This window comes from Aequorivita sp. IT1282 (genome assembly GCF_058068205.1).
Genome location: NZ_JBYRHR010000004.1, coordinates 138,969 through 159,859, shown reverse-complemented (window position 1 = coordinate 159,859; position 20,891 = coordinate 138,969). Strand labels below are relative to the sequence as shown.

The window sequence follows — 20,891 nt, the reverse complement described above, 5'->3', positions numbered from 1 at the left end:
ATTTTAATTTAATATTTCTGAAAAGGTATCACCCTGTTTTATATCGCCAGTTTTATAACCTTTCATAAACCATTTCATTCGTTGTTCGGAGCTACCGTGGGTAAAACTATCTGGCACCACATCGCCTCGTGTTCTTTTTTGAATAGCGTCGTCGCCAACAGCATTTGCGGCACTTAAAGCTTCCTCAATATCACCTTCTTCCAAGTATTTTTTGTTGTAATAGGCCCAAACACCCGCATAAAAATCAGCTTGAAGTTCAAGCGCTACTGATAATCTGTTGGCTTCACTCCTATTTTGGCGTTGCAGTTGTGTTACTTTTTGGGAAGTACCCAGTAATGTTTGTACGTGGTGGCCTATTTCGTGAGCAGTTACATAAGCTATGGCAAAATCGCCCCCTTTTGCGCCGAAGCGAGATTTCAATTCGTCAAAAAAGGCTAAGTCCATATATACTTTTTGGTCTGCAGGGCAGTAAAATGGTCCCGAAGATGAACTCGCATTTCCGCACCCAGTGCTAACCGCGTCGGTAAATAGAACCATTGTTGGCTCTTGATATTCACCTATATTATTCTGTTGAAAAATATTATTCCAAACATCTTCGGTATCAGCCAAAACAGTGGCCATAAAATTACCCATTTCCTTTTCTTGGGCAGTAAGCTCTCTTTGTTCGGTTTGCTGAATAGACTGGGAATTCCCTATTTGTTCAACGAGAGGCGCAAGTTGTTGTCCTGTTTCACCACCAAAAAAGTTTAACGCTAGTACTATTAGAGTAACGACAATTCCGCCACCAGCGGCCATTTTGCCTTTGCTCATTCCACGACGATCGTCTAAGTTACCGCTTTGTCTTCTACCCTGCCATTTCATAATTTTTAAATGTATTAGTTAGGTTTAATTTGAATTACTCCCAATCCTTACTGGTTCTATAAACAACGCCTTTAAAAAGTGCAACTAACTCGTCGCCACGCTTTACTTCAACAATATTGAAACCCAATTTATTGCCTACTTTTTCAATTACAGATTCTGCGGTTAAATAATCGCCTTCGTTCAATGCTTCAATATGATTTATTGAAGTTTCAATGGAAACGGCAAACTTTCCGTGAGTGTTTGCTGCAAAACCAAAAGCCGTATCCGCTAAACTGTAACTAATGCCTCCGTGGGCTTTGTTCATGCTATTGAGCATTTCTTTGCGAACAGTCATCGCAACCTTACATCTTCCTTTTTTAACTTCCAAAATCTCAATTCCGAGCCAAGAACTGAAGGCATCTTGACTTAACATTTTTACAGGTATTTTTTCAGCATCAAGCATTTAAAAAAAGGTTTTATTTTCACGACTCATCTTTCGTAATAAAGGCGAACATCTGTAGCGGTCTTCGCGATATTCATCGTAAAGTTCGTCCATCTTCTTTATGCACCAATCAATGCCCTTTTCGTCTGCCCAAGCCAATAATCCTTTTGGGTAATTAACGCCTTTGGTCATTGCGTTGTCTATATCTTCTGCGGAAGCGATATTCCAAAAAAGCGCGTCGGCGGCTTCGTTGATAAGCATTACGAGGATTCGATTGAAAATTTGTTCAGCTTTTTCAGAAGCCAAAGACCCCTCGACTGCGCTCGGGGTGACATTAATTGAATAATCGTAATAACCTTTTCCACTTTTACGCCCCAAATAACCTGCTTCAGCGAAACGTTTTTGTGTGAACGATGGTTTGTAGCGTGGATCGAAATAAAAGGCTGTAAAAACGGTTTCAGTAACCGTATAATTCACATCATTTCCTATAAAATCCATCAGTTCGAAAGGGCCCATTCTGAAACCACCAAGCTCTTTCATCGCTGAATCTATTTCAGAAAAAGAAGCAATTCCTTCTTCGTAAATTCGAAGGGCTTCTCCGTAAAATGGACGAGCAACTCGGTTTACTATAAATCCCGGGGTATCTTTTGCAACGGCAACCATTTTTCCCCAATCTTTAATTGTTTTAATTGAAATATTTAATGTCTCTTCCGAAGTCTGAATTGCTGGTATAACCTCAACCAATTTCATCAAAGGCGCAGGATTGAAAAAATGAATTCCAATGCATCTTTCAGGTTTTTGCAATGAGGAAGCAATGGAAGCAATGGATAAAGAAGAAGTATTTGAAGCAATTATGCAGTCATCACTCACAAACTTTTCAAGTGTAGAAAACACGTTCTTTTTAATGTCTAAATTTTCAACAATCGCTTCAATAGTCATATTAGAATCTTTCAATTCCTTTAGCGTGTTGACGTATTGGATATTGTTCTGAATGCGCTGTTTTTCTTCGGAATCGATTTTGCCTTTTTCAATCAAGCGATCCATTATTTTGTTTAAATCTGCTTCAGCTTTTTCCAAAGCATCTGTTTTGGTGTCGTATAATTTTACGAAACATCCGGCCGTGGCAGCTACTTGTGCTATGCCCGCGCCCATTGTTCCTGCTCCTATTATTCCTATCTTCATATTTGTATTTTATCCTGCAAAGTTTTAAAAGCCTTGCAGGAATTTTTAAATATTATTTTTCTTTAACCTCTCGACTGCGCTCGAGGTGACATTAATTAGTTCCCCTTAAAATTCGGTTTTCTTTTATTTACAAACGCATCAACGCCTTCTGCGTAATCTTCACTTTGGGCTGCTTCAATTTGAAGTTTGCTTTCCATATTCAACTGTTCTTCCAAAGAATTCTGAAGCGATTGATTAAGCAATCGCTTTGTTAATCCTAACGCTTTCGTAGGCATATTAGCCATTGTGCTTGCAATATTATTTACTTCTTCCGAAAAATTTTCTGAAGAAACTACTTTGTAAACCATACCTAGTTTTTCAGCTTCTACGGCAGAAACTTTATCACCCAACATCATTAAAGCCGAAGCTTTTTGAAAACCGATTAATCGTGGCAAAAAGAAAGTCCCAGCACTATCGGGAACCAAACCAATTTTACTAAAAGCCTGAATAAAACTAGCATTTTCTGAAGCAATTACAACGTCACAAGCTAAAGCAATATTTGCTCCTGCTCCGGCGGCAACGCCATTGATAGCGCCAATTATCGGTTTTTCGATACTTCGAATTCTCGATATAATTGGATTGTAATGTTCTTCAAGAATTTTCTTAAAACCTGGGTTCAATTCTGGGGAAGTAACTTCCTTTAAATCCTGTCCGGCACAAAACGCTTTACCGTTTCCAGTGATTACAATTGCTCGCACTTCTGGATTTTTTTCACAAGCGTCCAATTCACTTTGCAGCAATAACGCCATTTCACGGTTGAAGCTATTGAAAACCTCAAGGCGATTAAGCGTTAGTGTTGCTACTTTGTTTTCTATTTGAGTTGTTATGCTTTTATTCATATTTAGGTCTGCGAAACTGCTATTTTTTATAATAACTTCAATTTATAAATCTTTTTATAACAATGAGATTCCCGCCTTCGCGGGAATTTATTTTAGGCATTTAAAATAATCAAACGGTTCTAGGCAATCATCGCATTTAAAAAGTGCCTTGCAAGCCGTGGAACCAAATTGGCTCACCAAATGTGTATTTGTACTTTGGCATTGCGGACATTTAACCAGCCTTTTTTCACCCAACAAAACATCTATATTGTGCGATTCAGATAACGGACGCGCAATACCATATTCTTCCATCATTTGGAGTCCTTCTTCCGTGATCCAATCTGTGGACCACGCGGGAGAAAGCACCAATTCAACTTCGGCGGTTTTTCCTATTTCTAAAAAAGCAGCTTTTAAATCGTCCGCAATTACGTCCATTGCTGGGCAACCAGAATATGTTGGAGTTAATTTTATATGAATTACGCCCTCTTTTTCAATTGCTTCCCGAATAACACCAAGAGCCAAAACAGAAAGCACAGGAATCTCCGGATCTGAAACGGTTTTCAGAACTGGGATTAAGTGGGATTCGATATGTGCTTTTTTGGTTAACAAAATTCTTCTTATAAATTAAAAACCCTTCGACTGCGCTCAGGGTGACATTAAATTTTACCAAGTCATATTTGGATATGTACGTTGCATATATTGCAATTCTGACAAAATATAGCCCATATGTTCTGTATGTATACCTTCTTTTCCGCCTTTGGTGAAATATTTATTTTCAGGAACAGTTAGCGTTGCTTCTTTTAAAACTTCGGAAACTTCTTCGTAATATTTTTCTTTGAAGGTGGAAACATCAATTCCAACCCCTTCTTTTGCCATTGCTTTTTCAGCCTCGGTTGTATGGAAAAGTTCGTCAGTAAATCGCCAAAGATCGTTGATTGCTTCTTGCATTTTTTGGTTGCTTTCTTCGGTTCCATCACCCAAACGTTTTACCCAATCTGAAGAAAATCTCTTGTGGTAACTCACTTCTTTAATTCCCTTCTTTGCAATTGCAGCTAAAGTTTCATCTAGACTATTTTGAAGTTTTTCCATTAACATAAAATGGAAAACATCAAACAAAAACTGACGCCCGATTACAAAACCAAAATGTGTATTCGGCTGTTCAACTAACAGACAGTTTTTGTATTCTCTTTCAATTCTTAAAAAAGCGATATCATCCTCGGTTTTACCTTCGCCTGAAACTTTCGCTGCATATTGATAATAGCTTCGCGTTTGCCCAAGCAAATCCAAGGAAATATTTGTTAATGCAATATCGGTTTCCAAATTTGGGCCGTGACCGCAAAGTTCGCCCAATCGCTGCGCGAGGATTAGGGAGTTGTCTGCGATTGTTAGGATATAATTCCCGTGAAGGCGGGAATTTTTTTCTTGAGATTCCATTATTTTCTTAGTATTTCATTAATAAAAATTAGCAGAAATCATTGTTGCACTATTTTAACCCAATGAGGAAAAATTGAACAATATATACTGAGATTCCTGCCTGCGCAGGAATTTGTTACATATGCTTCACCTCATCCGGCAAATCGTAAAATGTTGGATGACGATATACTTTATCTTGTGCTGGTTCGAACATTTCGCCATTTTGCTCTGGGTTTGAAGCTGTAATATTTGTGCTTTCCACAACCCATATGCTTACGCCTTCGTTTCTACGTGTATAAACATCGCGTGCATTTTCCATTGCCATTTCAGCATCGGCAGCGTGAAGACTTCCAAAGTGTCGGTGCTCAAGTCCGTTTTTACTGCGGACAAATATTTCCCAAAGGGGCCAATTTTTTTTGTTATTAGACATAAGGTATTAGTTTTTAATATTAAGACTTAAGACCGCGCTTCGCTCTAGGACATAGGACGTAAGACCATAATTTATTTGTCTTACGTCTTAAGTCCTATTGTCTTTTGTCTTTTTTCAACTTGCTTTCGCTACTTTTTTATTTGCATTTTTTTCTGCGTGCGCCATTGCCGCATCGCGTACCCATTCACCATTATTCCAGGCGTTAACACGGGCACTCATTCTTTCTTTGTTACAAGGTCCGTGGCCTTTTACTACCTGCCAGAATTCGTCCCAATTAATTTCGCCAAAATCATAACTACTAGTTTCTTCATTGAATTTCATATCTGGATCTGGAATTGTAAGTCCCAATAAGTCTGCTTGCGGCACAGTTTGATCTATAAATTGTTGACGTAATTCATCGTTACTTTTTCGTTTTAGTTTCCACTTCATCGATTGCTCTGTGTGGATTGATTCAGCATCTGTTGGTCCCAACATCATCAAACTTGGCCACCACCAACGATTTAACGCATCTTGCGCCATTGCCTTTTGCTCTTCAGAACCACGGCAAAGCGTTAACATAATTTCAAAACCTTGGCGTTGGTGAAAACTTTCCTCCTTACAAACGCGCACCATAGCACGAGCATACGGTCCGAAAGATGTATTGCAAAGCGGCACTTGATTTATAATCGCTGCTCCGTCAACTAACCAGCCTACTGCGCCCATATCGGCCCAAGTAACTGTGGGGTAGTTAAAAATTGAGGAGTACTTCGCTTTTCCGCTGTGAAGTTGTTCATATAATTCATCACGCGAAATACCTAAAGTTTCGCAGGCCGAATAAAGGTATAATCCGTGACCAGCTTCATCTTGAACTTTTGCAAGCAGTGCGGCTTTTCTGCGTAACGAAGGAGCTCGAGTAATCCAGTTTCCTTCTGGTAGCATTCCAACAATTTCAGAATGTGCGTGCTGGCTCATTTGCCGAATGTGTGTTTGACGGTATTTCTCCGGCATCCAATCTTTCGGTTCAATTTTTTCATCGCGCGCAATGCGAGCTTCAAAAATTTCTTCTAGGTTTTTAACTTCTTTTTCGCTCATAATTCTATCTTTTTCAGACCTGACAGGTTTTAAAAACCTGTCAGGTCTAGCAATGCTTTATACATCAAAATCTACTTTCACTTTTTCTGAAGTTGGAACGGCTTGGCAACTTAACACTAAGTTTTGCCCAACTTCTTTATCGCTCAAGGCATAATTTATTTTCATTTCAACGCTGCCTTCTAAAATTTGGCATTTACAAGTACTGCAAACCCCACCTTTACAGGCGAAGGGTAAATCGGCACCCGCAGCCAAAGCGGCATCGAGAATATTATCAAAATCTTTGGTCATTCTAAATTGGAATTCTTTTCCTGCATCTACAATGGTTACCTCCACACCTTCCACATTTTGCTGCGCCAAACGCTCGGCACGTTGCTTATCTTCTTCGGTTAGACCAGTAACGAACAATTCAAAATGAATTAATTCCTTCGGCAAGCCAGCATCTATTAAATAGTTGCTTAAGTAATTTACCATTTCTTCGGGGCCGCATAAAAACACTTCACTCGTATCAGGAATGTCGATAAAAGTTTTGGTTAGCACCTTCATTTTTTCATCATCAAAACGACCGTTAAAAAGATCGATATCCCGACGCTCTTTCGTAAGAAAATAATAAATTTCTAGCCTTCCGAAATATTTGTTCCGCAATTGTTCCAAAGCCTCTTTAAAGATAATGGATTTCGCGGTTTTATTCACATAAAACAATTTGCAAGTTGCGTTTGGCTCAAGTGCTAAATGGGTTTTAATCATTGAAAGCACTGGTGTAATTCCGCTTCCTGCAGCAAAAAACAGATAGTTTTTGGCTTTTTCTGGATCAGCTTTAACACCGAACATTCCGCTGGGCTCCATAATTTCTAGCATATCGCCAGACTTTAAAGTGGAATTTACAAAAGTTGAAAAAGCACCTCCAGGAATTGTCTTAACCGCTACTTGCCATTGCTTATCAATGGGACTGGAACACAAACTGTAGGAACGGCGGGTGTCCTCGCCATTTATGTCTGCCTTTAAAGTTAAGTGTTGACCTTGGCGAAAGTGAAATTCTTCAGCCAGATTATCGGGGACATCAAAAGTTATTACCGAACAATCGTCGGTCTCTTTGTAAACGTCCTTTATTTTTATTTTATGAAATTTCGCCACTTGTTTTTTATCGAATTAAGTTAACAAAACTAACGCTTGTTAGTTAGAATTGCAAATTATTATTTTGTCTCGTCGAGCGCAGTCGGGACGTCCTAAAATAGTTCTCGACTTCAGTTTAGGCTAAGTGAAGTCGAATGACTCGAACAGACATTTTATATTATCCCTTTAATGAGAACAGAAACCATATCCTTTTTTAGAATATTCACATCTACTTTACCTCTTTTTTGATTCCACAAATACAACGTACGCAATGTGGAAAGTATTGAAAATAGAATAACTTCGGGATGATGCGGTTTCATTTCACCAGCCTGAATGCCTTGTTTAATTATACTTCGGAAATTCTGTTCGTAATCTTCACGCATTTTTACAAAAGCGCTAAGGTCTGCCTCTTCAAGGTGCATCCAGTCGTTGTTTAAAGCGGCTAATGCTTCGGAATAGTTAACCGTAATATCTATATGAAGTTCGATTACTTTTTCAATCTTTTTGATTGCCGAACTATTTTCAGCGACCACACTTTCCATTCCAACGGTAAATTCTTCGGCAACTTTCAGTATGATTTCTGAAAGTATTTCCTGCTTGCTTTTTATGTGGTTGTAGAGACTCGCAGCCTTTATATTTAGGGCCGTAGCGATGTCGCGCATAGAAACTGCAGTGTAGCCTTTTTCATAAAAAAGTCGGGATGCAGTTGCTATTATTTCTTCTTTTCGGGAGATTGTTTTCATTGACGATGCAATATAGGAATTTTAGGGCTGAGCACCCGATCCGATTTTATTTGCCAAAATGTAAATACCCAATTTACCTAAAAATTGGGAAGGAGCGAGATGTTTTCAAAACAAAACCAATTACTTTTGAATTATGGAAATTAAGATTGAAACCAACGAACTGTTGGACCGGTTACCGCCGCATTTAAAACAGTATATAAAACCACAGAATTATGAGCAATACACGCCCATAAACCAAGCTGTTTGGCGCTATGTAATGCGAAAAAATGTAAATTATCTCGCCAAAGTTGCCCACGAAAGTTATTTGGTAGGCTTGAAAAAAACTGGTATTTCCATAGATGAAATTCCATCGATGTACGGAATGAACCGTATTTTGAAAGAAATTGGTTGGGCGGCAGTTGCCGTTGATGGATTTATTCCACCGAATGCTTTTATGGAATTTCAGGCCTATAAAGTGCTTGTAATTGCTAGCGATATTCGTCAACTTGAAAACATTGAATACACGCCAGCGCCCGATATTATTCACGAAGGTGCGGGTCATGCGCCTATTATTGCGAGTCCAGATTATGCGGAATATTTACGCCGTTTTGGAGAAATTGGCGCCAAAGCAATTTCCAGCGCTCACGATATTGATATGTACGAAGCAGTACGTGAACTCTCTATTTTAAAGGAAGCAGAGGGTATTTCGAAAGAATTGATTAACGCTGCCGAAACACGAGTTGAAGAACTTCAAAACAAAAAAGTGAAAGCTTCCGAGATTTCTTTAATTCGAAACTTGCATTGGTGGACTGTTGAATACGGCATGGTTGGTACAGTTAAAAATCCTAAAATTTATGGCGCAGGTCTGCTTTCTTCCATTGGCGAAAGCGTTTGGTGTATGAAGGACGAGGTGAAGAAAATACCTTATTCCATAGATGCTGCTTACCAAGATTTCGACATTACAAAACCGCAACCACAGCTTTACGTTACGCCAGATTTTGCTTATTTGCAGGAAGTTTTAGAAGAATTTGCAAATACAATGGCTGTGAGAAAAGGTGGATGGCGAGGTTTGAAAAAACTGATAAAATCCAAACAACTTGGAACGATAGAAATTAGTACCGGTTTACAGATAAGCGGTCATTTTAATAGAATGATTAAAAACGAAGACAACCAAGTAGTTTATTTTGAAACCAAAGGCGAAACTGCACTTAGTTACCGCGAAAAAGAAGTTATTGGTCAAGGAATTAGTAGACATAAAAACCGTTTCGGATCGCCGCTTGGGAAATTAAAAGGAATAAATCTTGCGATAGAAAATATGGGACCTCGCGATTTGCAGGCTTATAGTTTTTATGATGGAAAGCCCATTGAATTTGAATTTGAAAGCGGCATAACCGTAAAGGGTTTGAACGTTACAGGAATTCGAAATTTGAGAGGCGAATTAATGTTAATTCAATTTACAGATTGTACGGTAAAATATAAAGACGAGGTATTGTTTTCACCAGAAATGGGTGATTTTGACATGGCGGTTGGTAAAGAAATTGTTTCGGCATTTGCTGGCGCGGCAGATTATAATTCGTTTAATCTGGCGACACATATTGCTTCAAGTGAAACAATTCGCGTTGAGCAAACCGAGAAAGAAAAAGAGCTCAATGAACTCTATAAAGAAGTTCGTGAGATTCGTAATGAACATCCACCCCTAACCCCTCCTTCGAAGGAGGGGAACAAATTAGAAAAAATATTTGAAGCTTTAAAAGAAAACCACGCTACCGATTGGTTGCTTCCCTTGGAAATTTATGAGCTGGTTTCTAAAGAAGACTCAGATTTTTCAGAAGAAATATTGCAACATCTTTTAAATTTGAAGGAACAAAGACCAAAAGCGGCACATTTAATTGAGGGAGGATTGGAGCTAATTGATGCCTCGACTTCTTTCAATAAAAGCACTTCGGCTCCGCTCAGTGCTCAACAAAATAATTATTAATTAAAAAACCTCTCGACTACGTTCGAGGAGAAACTATACTATGGGATTATTAGATTTTTTATTCGGAAACAAATCAAAGAAAATTGAAGATTTTAAAAGCCGTGGTGCAATCATCATTGATGTACGCACCAAAGGTGAATATGACGGTGGAGCCATTCCGGGTTCCAAAAATATTCCGCTGCAGACTATTACTTCAAAAATGGGGGAAATAAAAAAATGGAACAAACCTGTAATTTGCTGCTGCGCCAGTGGTATGCGTAGTGCAAGTGCAGCTGGAATTCTAAAAAGTGGTGGCGTTGAAGCTATGAACGGCGGTGGCTGGCACAGTCTGAGTCAGAAATTATAATTCTCAGCCAAAAGGAAGTGCCAAAATAAACCTTTGTTTTTAAGTAGTTGATTGTCAGTTTTTTGTAGCTTTATAAATGCTAATCACAAAAAATTGAAATTATGTATCAGTACAAAGCAAAAATAATCTCTGTTTATGACGGTGACACAGTAACTGCTATGGTGGATTTAGGATTTTTTCACTTTCAGCAAATGAAATTTCGGCTCTATGGAATAGACACCCCCGAATTGCGCGGAGAAGAAAGAGAGAAAGGTTTGGTGGTGCGCGACATTGTACGTGCGATGATTCTTAACAAAGAAGTTACAATCAATTCTTACAAGGACAAGCAGGAAAAATACGGTCGTTATCTGGCAAATATCATCATTGGCGATATAGACTTAAATCTGTGGCTAGTTCAAAACGGGCACGCTAAAGAGTATATGCTATAATTTTAGTTTTTGTAGCTCGGCTTCATTTTCAACCACGGTTGTGTTATATTTCAAGGTCCAACCCATGGAATTCGTCAAAATAAAAATTTTCTGAAGTTCAGAAATTAGTCGGTTATCTGCATTTGTCCGCAATTCTGAAGCTTCTATTTTTTTCCGAAGCGATTTTTCAACACGTTGTTTTATTTTGTTGTAATCTGCGGCGGTAAACTGATTTAAGTAATCTTGCGTTACATCGTAATATTGAATATTTGGGTTGATGGAAAGCTCCGGTTCAGGAATGTTTGTAATCGTTACTGTTTTCGTCGCTTCGTCCACTTGAGTGTTTACTTGGCTTAAATCGTACGCGATTGTAGCTTTTGCATTTACTACAATCAACGCTTTTTTTCGGGCATCAAAAAGGCCATACATTAAATCTTTGCTATCGTTATAACTGAAAACTTGGGCGTAACTCCCTTCGGTTACAATCAGTTTACCTACGTTTTTCAATTCTTTTTGAATTAGCGCTGTATTGGCTTCGAGAATTTCACGGTTATCTTTTTTGTTTTCGCAATAGCGAAGGCCGAAGACGATGACGAATGCAATTACAATTCCGAGTAAGATATTTCGCATAAAAAAGACTTAAGACCGCTTCGCTATATGATGTAAGACATAAGACTCTTAAGATTGCGAAGATGGTGTTCAAAAATAATCATATTTCAATTGAAATGAATATACCATTAATTATACTTTAAGAAAATTTATAGGGATTGCTTCGCTTCGTTCGCAATGGCAGTTACAAATCATATTTTACCACAAGCATCGCAATGCGCGGCATTACAAAATATTGCGAAGTAGTGTTATATTGATCATTAAAGCTATCGTTGTTAATAGATTTGGTATCCAGAAGATTTGTAGCGCGAATTGAAAACTCCCACGGACTTTCGCCTTTTTGGTAATACAAATTCGCGTTTATAAACGAATAGTTATTCTCTACCGTTTTTGCATCGTTGGTGTAATTATAATAGTCCCACTCCGCAAAAAAGTTGAAGTTTTTCAAAAAGCGAAGATTCACATTTGCGTAAGGACGGTTTGTGAAAAAAGTCTGTTCAATTCCGCCATTGTCGTATTCATTTTTGGTGAAACGATAACCCACTTCAAAATTCGGGAAGGTTTTAAAGTTGCTTAAAATACTGGCGTTGTAATTCTGAGTTAAACTTTGGCTCTCGCGAATTTCGTTATTAATAGTATTGTTTGTTTTACTTAAAACCATTGCCGCATCTAGCTTAAACTGAACTTTTTTAATCGTTTTACTAAATCTTCCAACCGCCGAAAATGTTTCATCGGGAAAGTTACTATCAAAATTCACGGGGCTGCTCACTTGGTTTATTCCCTCCAATTGGGTGTTTGTTTTAATAGCGTCAATACGTCGGGTGTAACTTAAATTTCCGCCGATGTTTGTATAGTTGAAAAGATTAAAACTGAAATACGTTAAATTATAACTGTGCGAAAGCGAATTTTCCAGTTCTCTATTTCCGCGATAAAGACGGTTATAATTATTGAAAACATAAGCTTGTGCGTAATTATTTACATCGCTGTATTCTGAAGTAATTGCATAGTTAAAACGCAAGTTTTCACTTTTCTTCAATTCTAAAATCACATTTACATCTGGTAAAACCATCCAATCGTTTTGAGTGGCAGTTGTGCCTAATTGTTCGTTTTTCAAACTATAATTGTGAAGTGTAGCTCCTGGAGTAAAAATGAATTTCCCCGATTTCAATTTATAATGAAGTCCGAAAAAGGCATCCGTAAAAGTGTAGGTTACATCGTTGTTGAAATCGTCGTCAGTAAAAGTATTTTCATCGCCATTATCCAAAATCTGAAAAATCGCAGAGTTAAAATTTTGATTGCTATAGGTAGTTCCGACGGTTAAATTAATATTGCTTAAATTATTTAGAACGTAATAATAATCGACCTTCGCGTCCAGCTTATTGCTTTTTACAGTTTTATTTTGATTGATGTTGTAACGGTCTGATTCTACTAAAGGATCAAAAGTATCGGCATCACTATTAAAAGGATCCTCTTGATCTATAACCGTGAAAACACCCCGAAACGGAATGGAATCCTGTTCTGCTTGATAAAAAGGATCTTCATTTTGATATAAATGTTGCACTTCCGCAGCGAAGATATTCTTGTCGTTTAAAGTGAAATAGGCATTCGCCGTCTGATTTATAGAGAAAGGTTTGTTTTCCTTCACTTCTGAAATATCGTTTTGATTTCCGCCAACTATTGAAATAGTGGCATCATCTTCGGTTTGTTTAGATGTTTTCACCAAAGCATCATAATCCACTTGAAAACTTGTGCTGGGTTTATAACTGCTGCTCAGTTTAAACATTGCCAACTGGTTACGCTGGTCGTTGCTTGCATTAGTATTTTCAGTAATTCCGGTTAAAATATATTGACGGATACTGTTGTTTACGATATTTGTTTTGTTGTCGCTTAAAATTCCAAAACCGCTAATATCTAGTTTGTCATTTACTGCATAACTGAAGTTTCCCGCAACAAATTTTGCGTCAATACTTTTTGCACGATTGTTTTGTGCAACTGCAAAACCGAGGTCGCTATCGCTGATTCTAAAACTTGTTCCGCCGCCTCTATTGAAATTTTTAAACCCGCCCGTAAAGTTGAAATAATCGCGAAACGTAAAAGGAACTTCGCCAATATTATTAAAATCTGTGATTAGGTTTATGCTGTATTTTGGGCTGTAATAAAACAGTTTTGGATGCACTAAATAACGGCCACTATCTTCGCCGTATTCATCTGCAATTCCAGCGCCAGCAGTAACTTCTCCAAACCAGAAATCCTTTTTTCCTTCCTTTAATCTAATGTTTATTGCTACATTGTCTTGATCATTTCCTAAACCGCGCATTTGGCCTACTTCGTTGTAATTACGTAGCACTTCCACTTTAGCAACAGCATCTGCGGGAATGTTTTTTGTTGCGAGTTTGCTATCGCCATCAAAAAAATCTTTCCCTTCAACCATTACTTTGGTAACGGTTTTACCTTCTACTTGTATTTCGCCGTCTTCATTTACTTCAACGCCGGGGAGTTTTTTCATCACATCGCCCAGTTTGCGCTCGTCGCCATTTGTAAAACTATCTGCGTTGTAGACTATTGTGTCTCCTCTTACCGTAACGGGCATTTCGTAAACAATTTCTACATCGTCCAGCTGGTTTTCCTGCGGATTTAAAATGAAATCTAGATCTATATTTTCTGAATCTGAAGAAACATTTACCGTCTGCTCCTTGCTTTCATAACCCAGAAAACTTGCTCTTAAAACGTAATTATTTCCTTTTGGAAGATCTAGTTGGTAGCGGCCTTGGTAATTGGTAATTCCGTAAGATTCGGTTTCACCCGAAGACTTAATACTTGCAATAACATTGGCAAATTCCAACGGATTGCCGATGCTATCTTTGATGGTTCCTTTCACTTTAATACTTTGGGCAGAAAGGGAAAAGCCTATAAAAATAACAGATAAACAAAGGATTTTTTTCATAGTGTGTATTGTAGTAATGAGGTCTCGACTGCGCTCGACCAGACAAATAATTTGCCTGTTATTTTGAGAATTAATTAAAAACTGTTATTAAAATCCACCACCTCCACGACCGCCGCCGCCATTGCCACCTCGACCTCTAAAGTTTTCGCGAAGTTCTTCGGTTTTATCCTTAACAATTTTAATGTATTCTTCACGGGTAACTTTTTTGCCTTTTGTGGGCGCTTCAATTTTATCAGCTTCTTTTGGGTTCATCACTATTTTAGAACACAAAAGCGTGGTTCTATAAAAGTTCAATTCTAAAATAAGTCCGGGTAGACCTCCATATTCCCCTGGCCCATTACTAACTGGAATTTGTGGTGTAAACCAAGCCGTAACCTCAATTTCCTTTGGAATTTCAATCATATCCATTGGGTCTTCCGACTGTGTAGTATCTTTTTTTATTGCAGTATTTTCTTTTATTTCGTCTCCCTTCGCTCTATCTCCTGAACCGTTTCTTCCTCCTCTATTACCTCTTGGGCGTGCCATGCTTAAATCGTTTGGATCAATTTTTTTCAGTGCAGTGGCTTTAAAAGCTATGTATTGTCCAATTTGCTTTGATTCCTTTGTTATTTGCCAATCCAAAGTTTGTACGGAGTCTGTTACCAAAAATTGTTTTCCAAAAAATTCGTTCTCCTCAACAAGCTGTGATGTTTTTATGTTTTTGTACTGAACGCCCGGAGTAAAGCTGCTCATCATCATTTTAAAGCCTGGGTTTATAGGCGTGGCATCAAGTTTTTCCTGTTCTTTATAAAGTGACTCGTCTTTGTTGAAAGTGAGTATATATGTTTTTTCGAGCAAACCTTTCATTCGCTCCGCAATAGACTTTTTCATTTCATCGGTCATTTCGCGGTTACCGCCAAAAGCGTCGAGATCTACAGTGGTTTTAGATTCGTAATAGGCTTGACCGCTAATATTTTGGGCATTTATGGTGAAAGAAAATAATAGCAGAAAAATTGAGATATATTTTATCATATATTGTAAATTGAAGTTAGGCGTCAAAGCTCATAATCTTTGACTAAATCGTTTAAAGTTAGTTTAATCTGTCTATAAAAAAACTGCAGACTACCATTTAGACGGCACAGCGTATAATCTGTTACAGTATTTTTCGTTCAAATAAAACCTTCATTTTGTAACTTGCAAGCCTTATGAAACAGCTTTTCCTTCTTTTTCTTCTTATCTCTCAAGTTGGCCTTGCCCAAAGTCTCGTTCCCGTTAGTAAGGTTCCGCTTGTTGCTGATAGATTTCTAGGTATGGACAATTACAAAAACGCCTACTTTATAAAAGATAGAGTAATTAACAAGCAAGGACCCGACGGCAATTTTCTATTTAACGATTTGCAATTGGGGCGAATTACTTCGGTAGATATTATAAATCCGTTGAAAGTGGTAGTGTTTTTTCAGGACACAAATACAGTTTTAATGCTAGACAATAAGTTCAACGAAATTGAACGCATAAACTTCAACAATCTACCGCAATTTTTGAATGTTAGCACTGCTACCAACGCAGGCAATAACAGTCTCTGGCTTTTTAATGTAAATACCCAGCAGCTGGAACTTTATAACTACGGCGCTAAATTGCAGACAGTGGTTTCGCAACCTTTTCCGGGGAAATTACTATCACAGGCAAGCAATTTTAATTATTGTTTCACTTTAACCGAAAAGAAACTTCGCGCCTATAATAGCTACGGAAGTATACTTAATGAAGCAGCTTCAGAAGGTTACGAAAAGATAATTCAGCAGAATGAAAATCTAATAGCATTGAAGGAAAATGCATTATACTACATCCCCGATTTCGCAAGGCGCAACAACGAAATTGAGCACGAAACGGTAAAGTTGAAATTGTCTGAAATAACAATTAAAGACTTGCAGCTTAGCAATGATTTCCTGTATATTTATGACGGCGAAAATTTGCACACTTTTAAACTAACCATTCCAAAGAAATAACAATTATGCATGTTGCGATTGCAGGAAATATAGGTTCCGGAAAAACCACCCTTACCCGTTTATTGGCAAAACATTACAAATGGCAAGCCCATTATGAAGATGTGGAAGACAATCCTTATTTAGACGATTTTTACAATCAGATGGAGCGTTGGTCTTTTAACCTGCAAATTTACTTTTTGAACAGTCGTTTTCGTCAAATTCTCGATATTCGTGAAAAAGGCAAGTCGGTAATTCAAGATAGAACTATCTATGAAGATGCCTACATTTTTGCGCCCAACTTGCACGCTATGGGTTTAATGACCAATCGCGATTTTGAAAACTATCGTTCGCTTTTTGAACTTATGGAAAGCGTTACCGAAGGTCCAGATTTGCTTATCTACTTGCGGAGCAGTATACCAAATTTGGTAGACCAAATTCACAAACGCGGTCGTGATTACGAAAATTCTATCAGCATAGAGTACCTAAGTCGTTTGAACGAGCGTTACGAAGCGTGGATTCATAATTACGACAAAGGCAACCTAATTATTTTTGATGTGGATAACATAAACTTTGTGGACGATCCCGAACATTTGGGTGAGGTTATCAATAAAATTGATGCAGAATTGCACGGTTTATTTTAGATTCTAAAATAATACTGAAAACTCTTCGACCGTACCTTTTATAAAAACCCCGTCAATATTTTTGACGGGGTTTTTTATACATTCTAAATACCTTAAAATCAATTTTAGGGAATATAATTCTATTTAATGGAATTTATTTCTAATTTTGTAAATTACCTCGCTATGTGTTCAATATTAAAGATAACAATTTTCGTTTAATCTGTATTGTAATATTTGTTTCGAAGAAAATATACATTCGCTTTTTAGGCACTCACGCCGAATATGATAAAATAGATGCAAAGAATATTTAATTCTGAATTATGTTGACTCAAAAAGAATACAAAACAAAAAATGTAGAAATGGAAGTTCTACTTAAAAAATTGACCGAAATAGGCCAATTATCTGAGCAAGAGGGAAAAATTCTTGATACAATTTCAGATGAAATTGCCACTTACGAAGAAACTAATTTTCCTTTTGAACCCGAATCTTTAAAGGAAATGATTGAATTAAGAATGTACCAAAGAAAGCTAAAGCAAAAAGATTTAGCCGAAATTTTAGGAACAACACCATCTCGCATAAGTGAAATATTGAGCGGTAAACGCAGCCTCACGATCGAATTGGCTAAAAATCTTCACAATAAACTAAACATTGATGCTGGCTTAATTCTCAACGGATAATTGTCATTAAAAACTTAACGTTTCCCTTAGAGAATCTTAGCTTTAAAACAATTAATTTGCCGTATCTACTATGGCTTCACTCTACAACAATAAATTTTATCACCGCGACCTTTCTTGGCTACGCTTTAACCATCGTGTGCTTCAAGAAGCAGGAGATAAACGCAATCAACTTTATGAGCGCATAAAATTTTTAGCAATCTTTTCATCCAATCTCGATGAGTTTTTTCGGGTTCGCGTTTCGGATATACGGCAGATAAAAAACCTTGAAAAACCTCTTCGGAAAAAGCTAATTACCAAACCTAATAAGGTTTTAAAAGAAATTAAAGCACAAGTTGATGTGCAACAAAATGAGTTCGGTAGAATTTTTAAGGAAGAAATAATTCCGCAGTTAGCTTCGGAAGGAATTCATCTAATTCGTCACGAAGATTTTTCAGAAGAACAGAAAGAAATTGCAGCCAACTATTATAAAGAAAGCTTGAGGCAAATTACTGAAGTTAGTTGCAAACCGTGTACGGAGGCAGATACTGTTTTTGTAAAAAACGAAAGGCTTTATTTGGCGGCGCAAACTACCAAAGATGAATTTTTAATAGTTGAAATACCAGACACAGAACCCAGATTCTTTGTATTTCCATCTGTAAATAACAAGGATTTTCACATCACTTTTATAGACGATATTCTGAAATACAATCTGCAAAAGGAGTATTCTGAAAAAGGAATTAGTGAATTTCATTCACTTAAAATTTCTCGCGATGCAGAATTGTATATCGAAGATGAATTTTCTGGCAATTTGATGGAAAAAATTAAAGCTGCTCTTCCAGATCGCGATACTGGCCAAGCAACAAGAGCTTTAATAGACCCGGAAATGCCGCAGGCTTTCCGCGAAATATTAAAGAAGGCGTTAGACGTAAATCATACCGATGTAGTTTTGGGCGGACGTTACCATAATTTCAAAGATTTTATGCAGTTCCCGAATCCAACGACAAAGCAATTAAATTATAAAAAACTGCCTCCGCTTCCCCACCCTATTTTGGCAGACTGCGATTCAATTTTTGAAGTAATTGACAAAAAAGATCAACTACTGCATTATCCATATCAAAGTTTTAGACCTGTAATTAAATTGATGCAAGAGGCGGCAACTGATCCGCTGGTTACAACGATAAAGATGACTATTTACCGTGCCGCAGACGATTCAGATTTAAACGATGCCATCGCCTTAGCTGCAAAAAACGGAAAAGATGTAACTATTTTTATTGAAGTAAAAGCACGTTTTGACGAGCATAATAATTTAAAATGGGGTGCTATTTTCAGAAAGAATGGGGCGCGCGTTATTTACAGTTATCCGGATATTAAAGTACACTCCAAAATTCTATATATTGAAAGAGAAGATGAAGACAAAATAAAACGTTACGCATACATTGCTACAGGTAACTTCAACGAGAACACGGCGAAACTATACACAGATTTTGGGTTAATGACCGCTAATAAAAAAATAACCAAAGATTTAAGGAAAGTTTTTATGGTTTTGGAGCGCGATATGATTATTCCAAAAGCAAAACATCTTTTAGTTTCACCCTTTACCACACGCGAACGATTTACGGCTTTGGTAGAACAAGAAATAGCACTCGCAATTGCTGGTAAAAAGGGCTTGATTATTTTAAAAATGAACAGCCTGCAGGATGAAGGAATGATAAAAGAACTCTACAAAGCAAGCAATGCTGGGGTTGAGGTTCGTTTATTAATTAGAGGTATGTGTTCTTTGGTGCCAGGAATAAAAGGCCAAAGTGAAAATATTTACATTACAAGTATTGTAGATAGGTTTTTGGAACACGGCCGCGTTTATATTTTTGGAAATGATGGTGACGAACAGATTTACATTGGTTCCGCAGATTGGATGACGCGCAATTTAACGCACCGTATAGAAGTGGTTACGCCTATTATGGACCAAGACCACAAAAGAACCATTCGAGAGCTATTAAACATTGAATTAGAAGATAATGTAAAAGCGCGTATTATCGACGCCGAACAGAAGAATGAATATGTGAAAAACTCAGAAAAAGAAGTGCAGTCGCAGCTGGCTACTTATGAGTATTTTAAAAATCCACATTAAATAAAGCCCTTATCTTGGGCGTGAGCGATTGCAGCTTTGCTATCTTCCACTAATAATACAGGCACGGTTTCGTAATCTTTAAAGAGACCTTTTACGCGTAGCATTTTTCGTTTGTGATTTACATTTCGCAGGTAGATTGTGAGTATGCGTTCAGGATGTGCTTCAGCAATTTCGGTATAAATATCTGGGTCGTGCTCGCCGCTATCGCCAATTAAAATGAATGGCAGTTGTGGGTATGTTTTCAGAATATTGATAATTTCTTTCTGCTTCTGTGGCTTTTCAGACCCGATTGCTATTGGGATGTACTTTCTCGCAAACGGATTTACAAAATCACGAAGCAGAATAGGGCCTTTCGGAAAATTATTCTTTTGAAGAAATACTTCCAAATAGCTATAAAGATTCCACGGACTATGGCTCACGTAAAATACAGGATTACTTTCGTAGCCAGATTTCCCGAGGTGCAGTGCTTTATAAAAATGTGCAGCGCCTTCTAGCGGAATACGTTTTTCAGCTCTTTTGAAAAAAGTGTTTTTCACCACTCGCCATTTAAACCAAGAGGTAAGCCCAGTGTGCATAATTGTGTCGTCAATATCACTGATAATTCCAAATGTGGCTTCTTCGGAAGGAATTAATATTTCGCCTTTAAAAATATTATCCTGTTGAATTTTTCGCCCTGAAATCTCTTCAGTAAAAGAAATAGTATAATGAAGCCAACCTTCGGCATCCGTAAGCGAAAGCAGATTTTCAATCATTAAATCAATCAAAAAGTAGCCTTGTTCACTTGTAATGGTTTCAACAGTTCTGCCGTCGGGAAGAGTTAAAACAAGCGCAGTATTTTTTACCAAATCGGTTTTGAAGCGTTTGTACGTAATCCAAAGAAGATTGAAAAATCCTTTTTTTGATAGATCTATATTTTCATCTTCCAGTGCTCGACCTTTTACATACAAATGGTTTGAGGTGCCATAACTGCAAAATGTAATAATCTGGATGGGATCTTTTTTGAAAAAATTCATAGCAAGCTAAGATAGTGAAAATTGAAATCGAAAAAAGAAGAAAGACTTATGACGTAAGGCACGACCATTGGATGTTTGCAAGTTTGAATCCACCTTCATTCCCAGTAAAAGTACACCGCAAAGGCGCAAAGGACGCGGAGTTCCGAATAAAGAAAATAGTTT

At 37.6% G+C, this 20,891-nt stretch carries 22 protein-coding genes; 8 read left to right on the top strand and 14 right to left on the bottom strand.

Going from position 1 to position 20,891, the window contains the following annotated elements:
• Positions 1-3: 3 nt before the first annotated feature.
• The 10 genes from ypfJ to AC3RVG_RS10040 form a co-directional block, all read right to left on the bottom strand.
• Positions 4-861 (bottom strand): KPN_02809 family neutral zinc metallopeptidase, encoded by an 858-nt coding sequence (gene ypfJ / locus AC3RVG_RS10085; protein ID WP_489691341.1) that lies wholly within the window; start codon positions 859-861, stop codon positions 4-6.
• A 34-nt stretch (positions 862-895) separates the two neighbouring features.
• Positions 896-1,303 (bottom strand): PaaI family thioesterase, encoded by a 408-nt coding sequence (locus AC3RVG_RS10080; RefSeq protein ID WP_489691340.1) that lies wholly within the window; start codon positions 1,301-1,303, stop codon positions 896-898.
• The gene (locus AC3RVG_RS10075) at positions 1,304-2,464 is read right to left on the bottom strand and encodes a 3-hydroxyacyl-CoA dehydrogenase NAD-binding domain-containing protein (RefSeq protein ID WP_489691339.1); all 1,161 of its coding nucleotides are present in this window, start codon (positions 2,462-2,464) and stop codon (positions 1,304-1,306) included.
• Between the two features lie 95 nt (positions 2,465-2,559).
• Complete coding sequence (locus AC3RVG_RS10070) at positions 2,560-3,342, bottom strand: enoyl-CoA hydratase-related protein (protein WP_489691338.1); 783 nt, start codon at positions 3,340-3,342, stop codon at positions 2,560-2,562.
• Between the two features lie 87 nt (positions 3,343-3,429).
• Positions 3,430-3,930, bottom strand: a complete 501-nt coding sequence (gene paaD, locus AC3RVG_RS10065) for a 1,2-phenylacetyl-CoA epoxidase subunit PaaD (protein ID WP_489691337.1) — start codon at positions 3,928-3,930, stop codon at positions 3,430-3,432.
• A 54-nt stretch (positions 3,931-3,984) separates the two neighbouring features.
• Positions 3,985-4,755: a 1,2-phenylacetyl-CoA epoxidase subunit PaaC gene (gene paaC, locus AC3RVG_RS10060; protein ID WP_489691336.1), complete on the bottom strand. Its 771-nt coding sequence runs from the start codon at positions 4,753-4,755 to the stop codon at positions 3,985-3,987.
• A 115-nt stretch (positions 4,756-4,870) separates the two neighbouring features.
• Positions 4,871-5,164 carry a 1,2-phenylacetyl-CoA epoxidase subunit PaaB gene (gene paaB / locus AC3RVG_RS10055; protein ID WP_489691335.1) on the bottom strand — a complete coding sequence of 98 codons (294 nt, stop codon included), beginning with the start codon at positions 5,162-5,164 and terminating at the stop codon, positions 4,871-4,873.
• 114 nt (positions 5,165-5,278) lie between these two features.
• On the bottom strand, positions 5,279-6,235 hold the full coding sequence (paaA, locus tag AC3RVG_RS10050) for a 1,2-phenylacetyl-CoA epoxidase subunit PaaA (protein ID WP_489691334.1): 957 nt from the start codon (positions 6,233-6,235) through the stop codon (positions 5,279-5,281).
• A 57-nt stretch (positions 6,236-6,292) separates the two neighbouring features.
• A complete protein-coding gene (locus tag AC3RVG_RS10045) occupies positions 6,293-7,366 on the bottom strand; it encodes a 2Fe-2S iron-sulfur cluster-binding protein (protein ID WP_489691333.1) in 1,074 nt (357 codons plus the stop codon).
• Positions 7,367-7,518: 152 nt separating this feature from the next.
• Positions 7,519-8,088 carry a TetR/AcrR family transcriptional regulator gene (locus AC3RVG_RS10040; RefSeq protein ID WP_489691332.1) on the bottom strand — a complete coding sequence of 190 codons (570 nt, stop codon included), beginning with the start codon at positions 8,086-8,088 and terminating at the stop codon, positions 7,519-7,521.
• A 133-nt stretch (positions 8,089-8,221) separates the two neighbouring features.
• Between AC3RVG_RS10040 and AC3RVG_RS10035 the strand changes: the two genes are divergently transcribed.
• The 3 genes from AC3RVG_RS10035 to AC3RVG_RS10025 all read left to right on the top strand — a co-directional run bounded on the left by AC3RVG_RS10035 (position 8,222) and on the right by AC3RVG_RS10025 (position 10,819).
• A complete protein-coding gene (locus tag AC3RVG_RS10035; RefSeq protein ID WP_489691331.1) occupies positions 8,222-10,045 on the top strand; it encodes an aromatic amino acid hydroxylase in 1,824 nt (607 codons plus the stop codon).
• A gap of 40 nt (positions 10,046-10,085) precedes the next feature.
• Positions 10,086-10,391: a rhodanese-like domain-containing protein gene (locus AC3RVG_RS10030; protein WP_489691330.1), complete on the top strand. Its 306-nt coding sequence runs from the start codon at positions 10,086-10,088 to the stop codon at positions 10,389-10,391.
• A 101-nt stretch (positions 10,392-10,492) separates the two neighbouring features.
• Positions 10,493-10,819: a thermonuclease family protein gene (locus AC3RVG_RS10025; RefSeq protein ID WP_489691329.1), complete on the top strand. Its 327-nt coding sequence runs from the start codon at positions 10,493-10,495 to the stop codon at positions 10,817-10,819.
• Here the strand turns inward: AC3RVG_RS10025 and AC3RVG_RS10020 are convergent.
• The 3 genes from AC3RVG_RS10020 to AC3RVG_RS10010 form a co-directional block, all read right to left on the bottom strand.
• Complete coding sequence (locus AC3RVG_RS10020) at positions 10,814-11,428, bottom strand: DUF4230 domain-containing protein (RefSeq protein ID WP_489691328.1); 615 nt, start codon at positions 11,426-11,428, stop codon at positions 10,814-10,816. The genes AC3RVG_RS10025 and AC3RVG_RS10020 overlap by 6 nt on opposite strands.
• A gap of 163 nt (positions 11,429-11,591) precedes the next feature.
• The gene (locus tag AC3RVG_RS10015; RefSeq protein WP_489691327.1) at positions 11,592-14,351 is read right to left on the bottom strand and encodes a carboxypeptidase-like regulatory domain-containing protein; all 2,760 of its coding nucleotides are present in this window, start codon (positions 14,349-14,351) and stop codon (positions 11,592-11,594) included.
• An 87-nt stretch (positions 14,352-14,438) separates the two neighbouring features.
• Positions 14,439-15,362, bottom strand: a complete 924-nt coding sequence (locus AC3RVG_RS10010; protein ID WP_489691326.1) for a GLPGLI family protein — start codon at positions 15,360-15,362, stop codon at positions 14,439-14,441.
• A gap of 173 nt (positions 15,363-15,535) precedes the next feature.
• Between AC3RVG_RS10010 and AC3RVG_RS10005 the strand changes: the two genes are divergently transcribed.
• From AC3RVG_RS10005 to ppk1, 5 genes are all read left to right on the top strand, one after another.
• Positions 15,536-16,333 (top strand): hypothetical protein, encoded by a 798-nt coding sequence (locus AC3RVG_RS10005; protein WP_489691325.1) that lies wholly within the window; start codon positions 15,536-15,538, stop codon positions 16,331-16,333.
• 5 nt (positions 16,334-16,338) lie between these two features.
• Positions 16,339-16,953: a deoxynucleoside kinase gene (locus tag AC3RVG_RS10000; protein WP_489691324.1), complete on the top strand. Its 615-nt coding sequence runs from the start codon at positions 16,339-16,341 to the stop codon at positions 16,951-16,953.
• A gap of 164 nt (positions 16,954-17,117) precedes the next feature.
• A complete protein-coding gene (locus tag AC3RVG_RS09995; protein WP_489691323.1) occupies positions 17,118-17,243 on the top strand; it encodes a type II toxin-antitoxin system HigB family toxin in 126 nt (41 codons plus the stop codon).
• A gap of 48 nt (positions 17,244-17,291) precedes the next feature.
• Positions 17,292-17,609: a helix-turn-helix domain-containing protein gene (locus AC3RVG_RS09990; RefSeq protein WP_489691322.1), complete on the top strand. Its 318-nt coding sequence runs from the start codon at positions 17,292-17,294 to the stop codon at positions 17,607-17,609.
• A 70-nt stretch (positions 17,610-17,679) separates the two neighbouring features.
• Positions 17,680-19,716: a polyphosphate kinase 1 gene (gene ppk1, locus AC3RVG_RS09985; protein ID WP_489691321.1), complete on the top strand. Its 2,037-nt coding sequence runs from the start codon at positions 17,680-17,682 to the stop codon at positions 19,714-19,716.
• Here the strand turns inward: ppk1 and AC3RVG_RS09980 are convergent.
• Entirely contained in the window at positions 19,713-20,729 is a 1,017-nt protein-coding gene (locus AC3RVG_RS09980) for an App1 family protein phosphatidate phosphatase (RefSeq protein ID WP_489691320.1), read from the bottom strand. The two genes, ppk1 and AC3RVG_RS09980, sit on opposite strands and share 4 nt — an antisense overlap.
• Positions 20,730-20,891 lie beyond the last annotated feature (162 nt).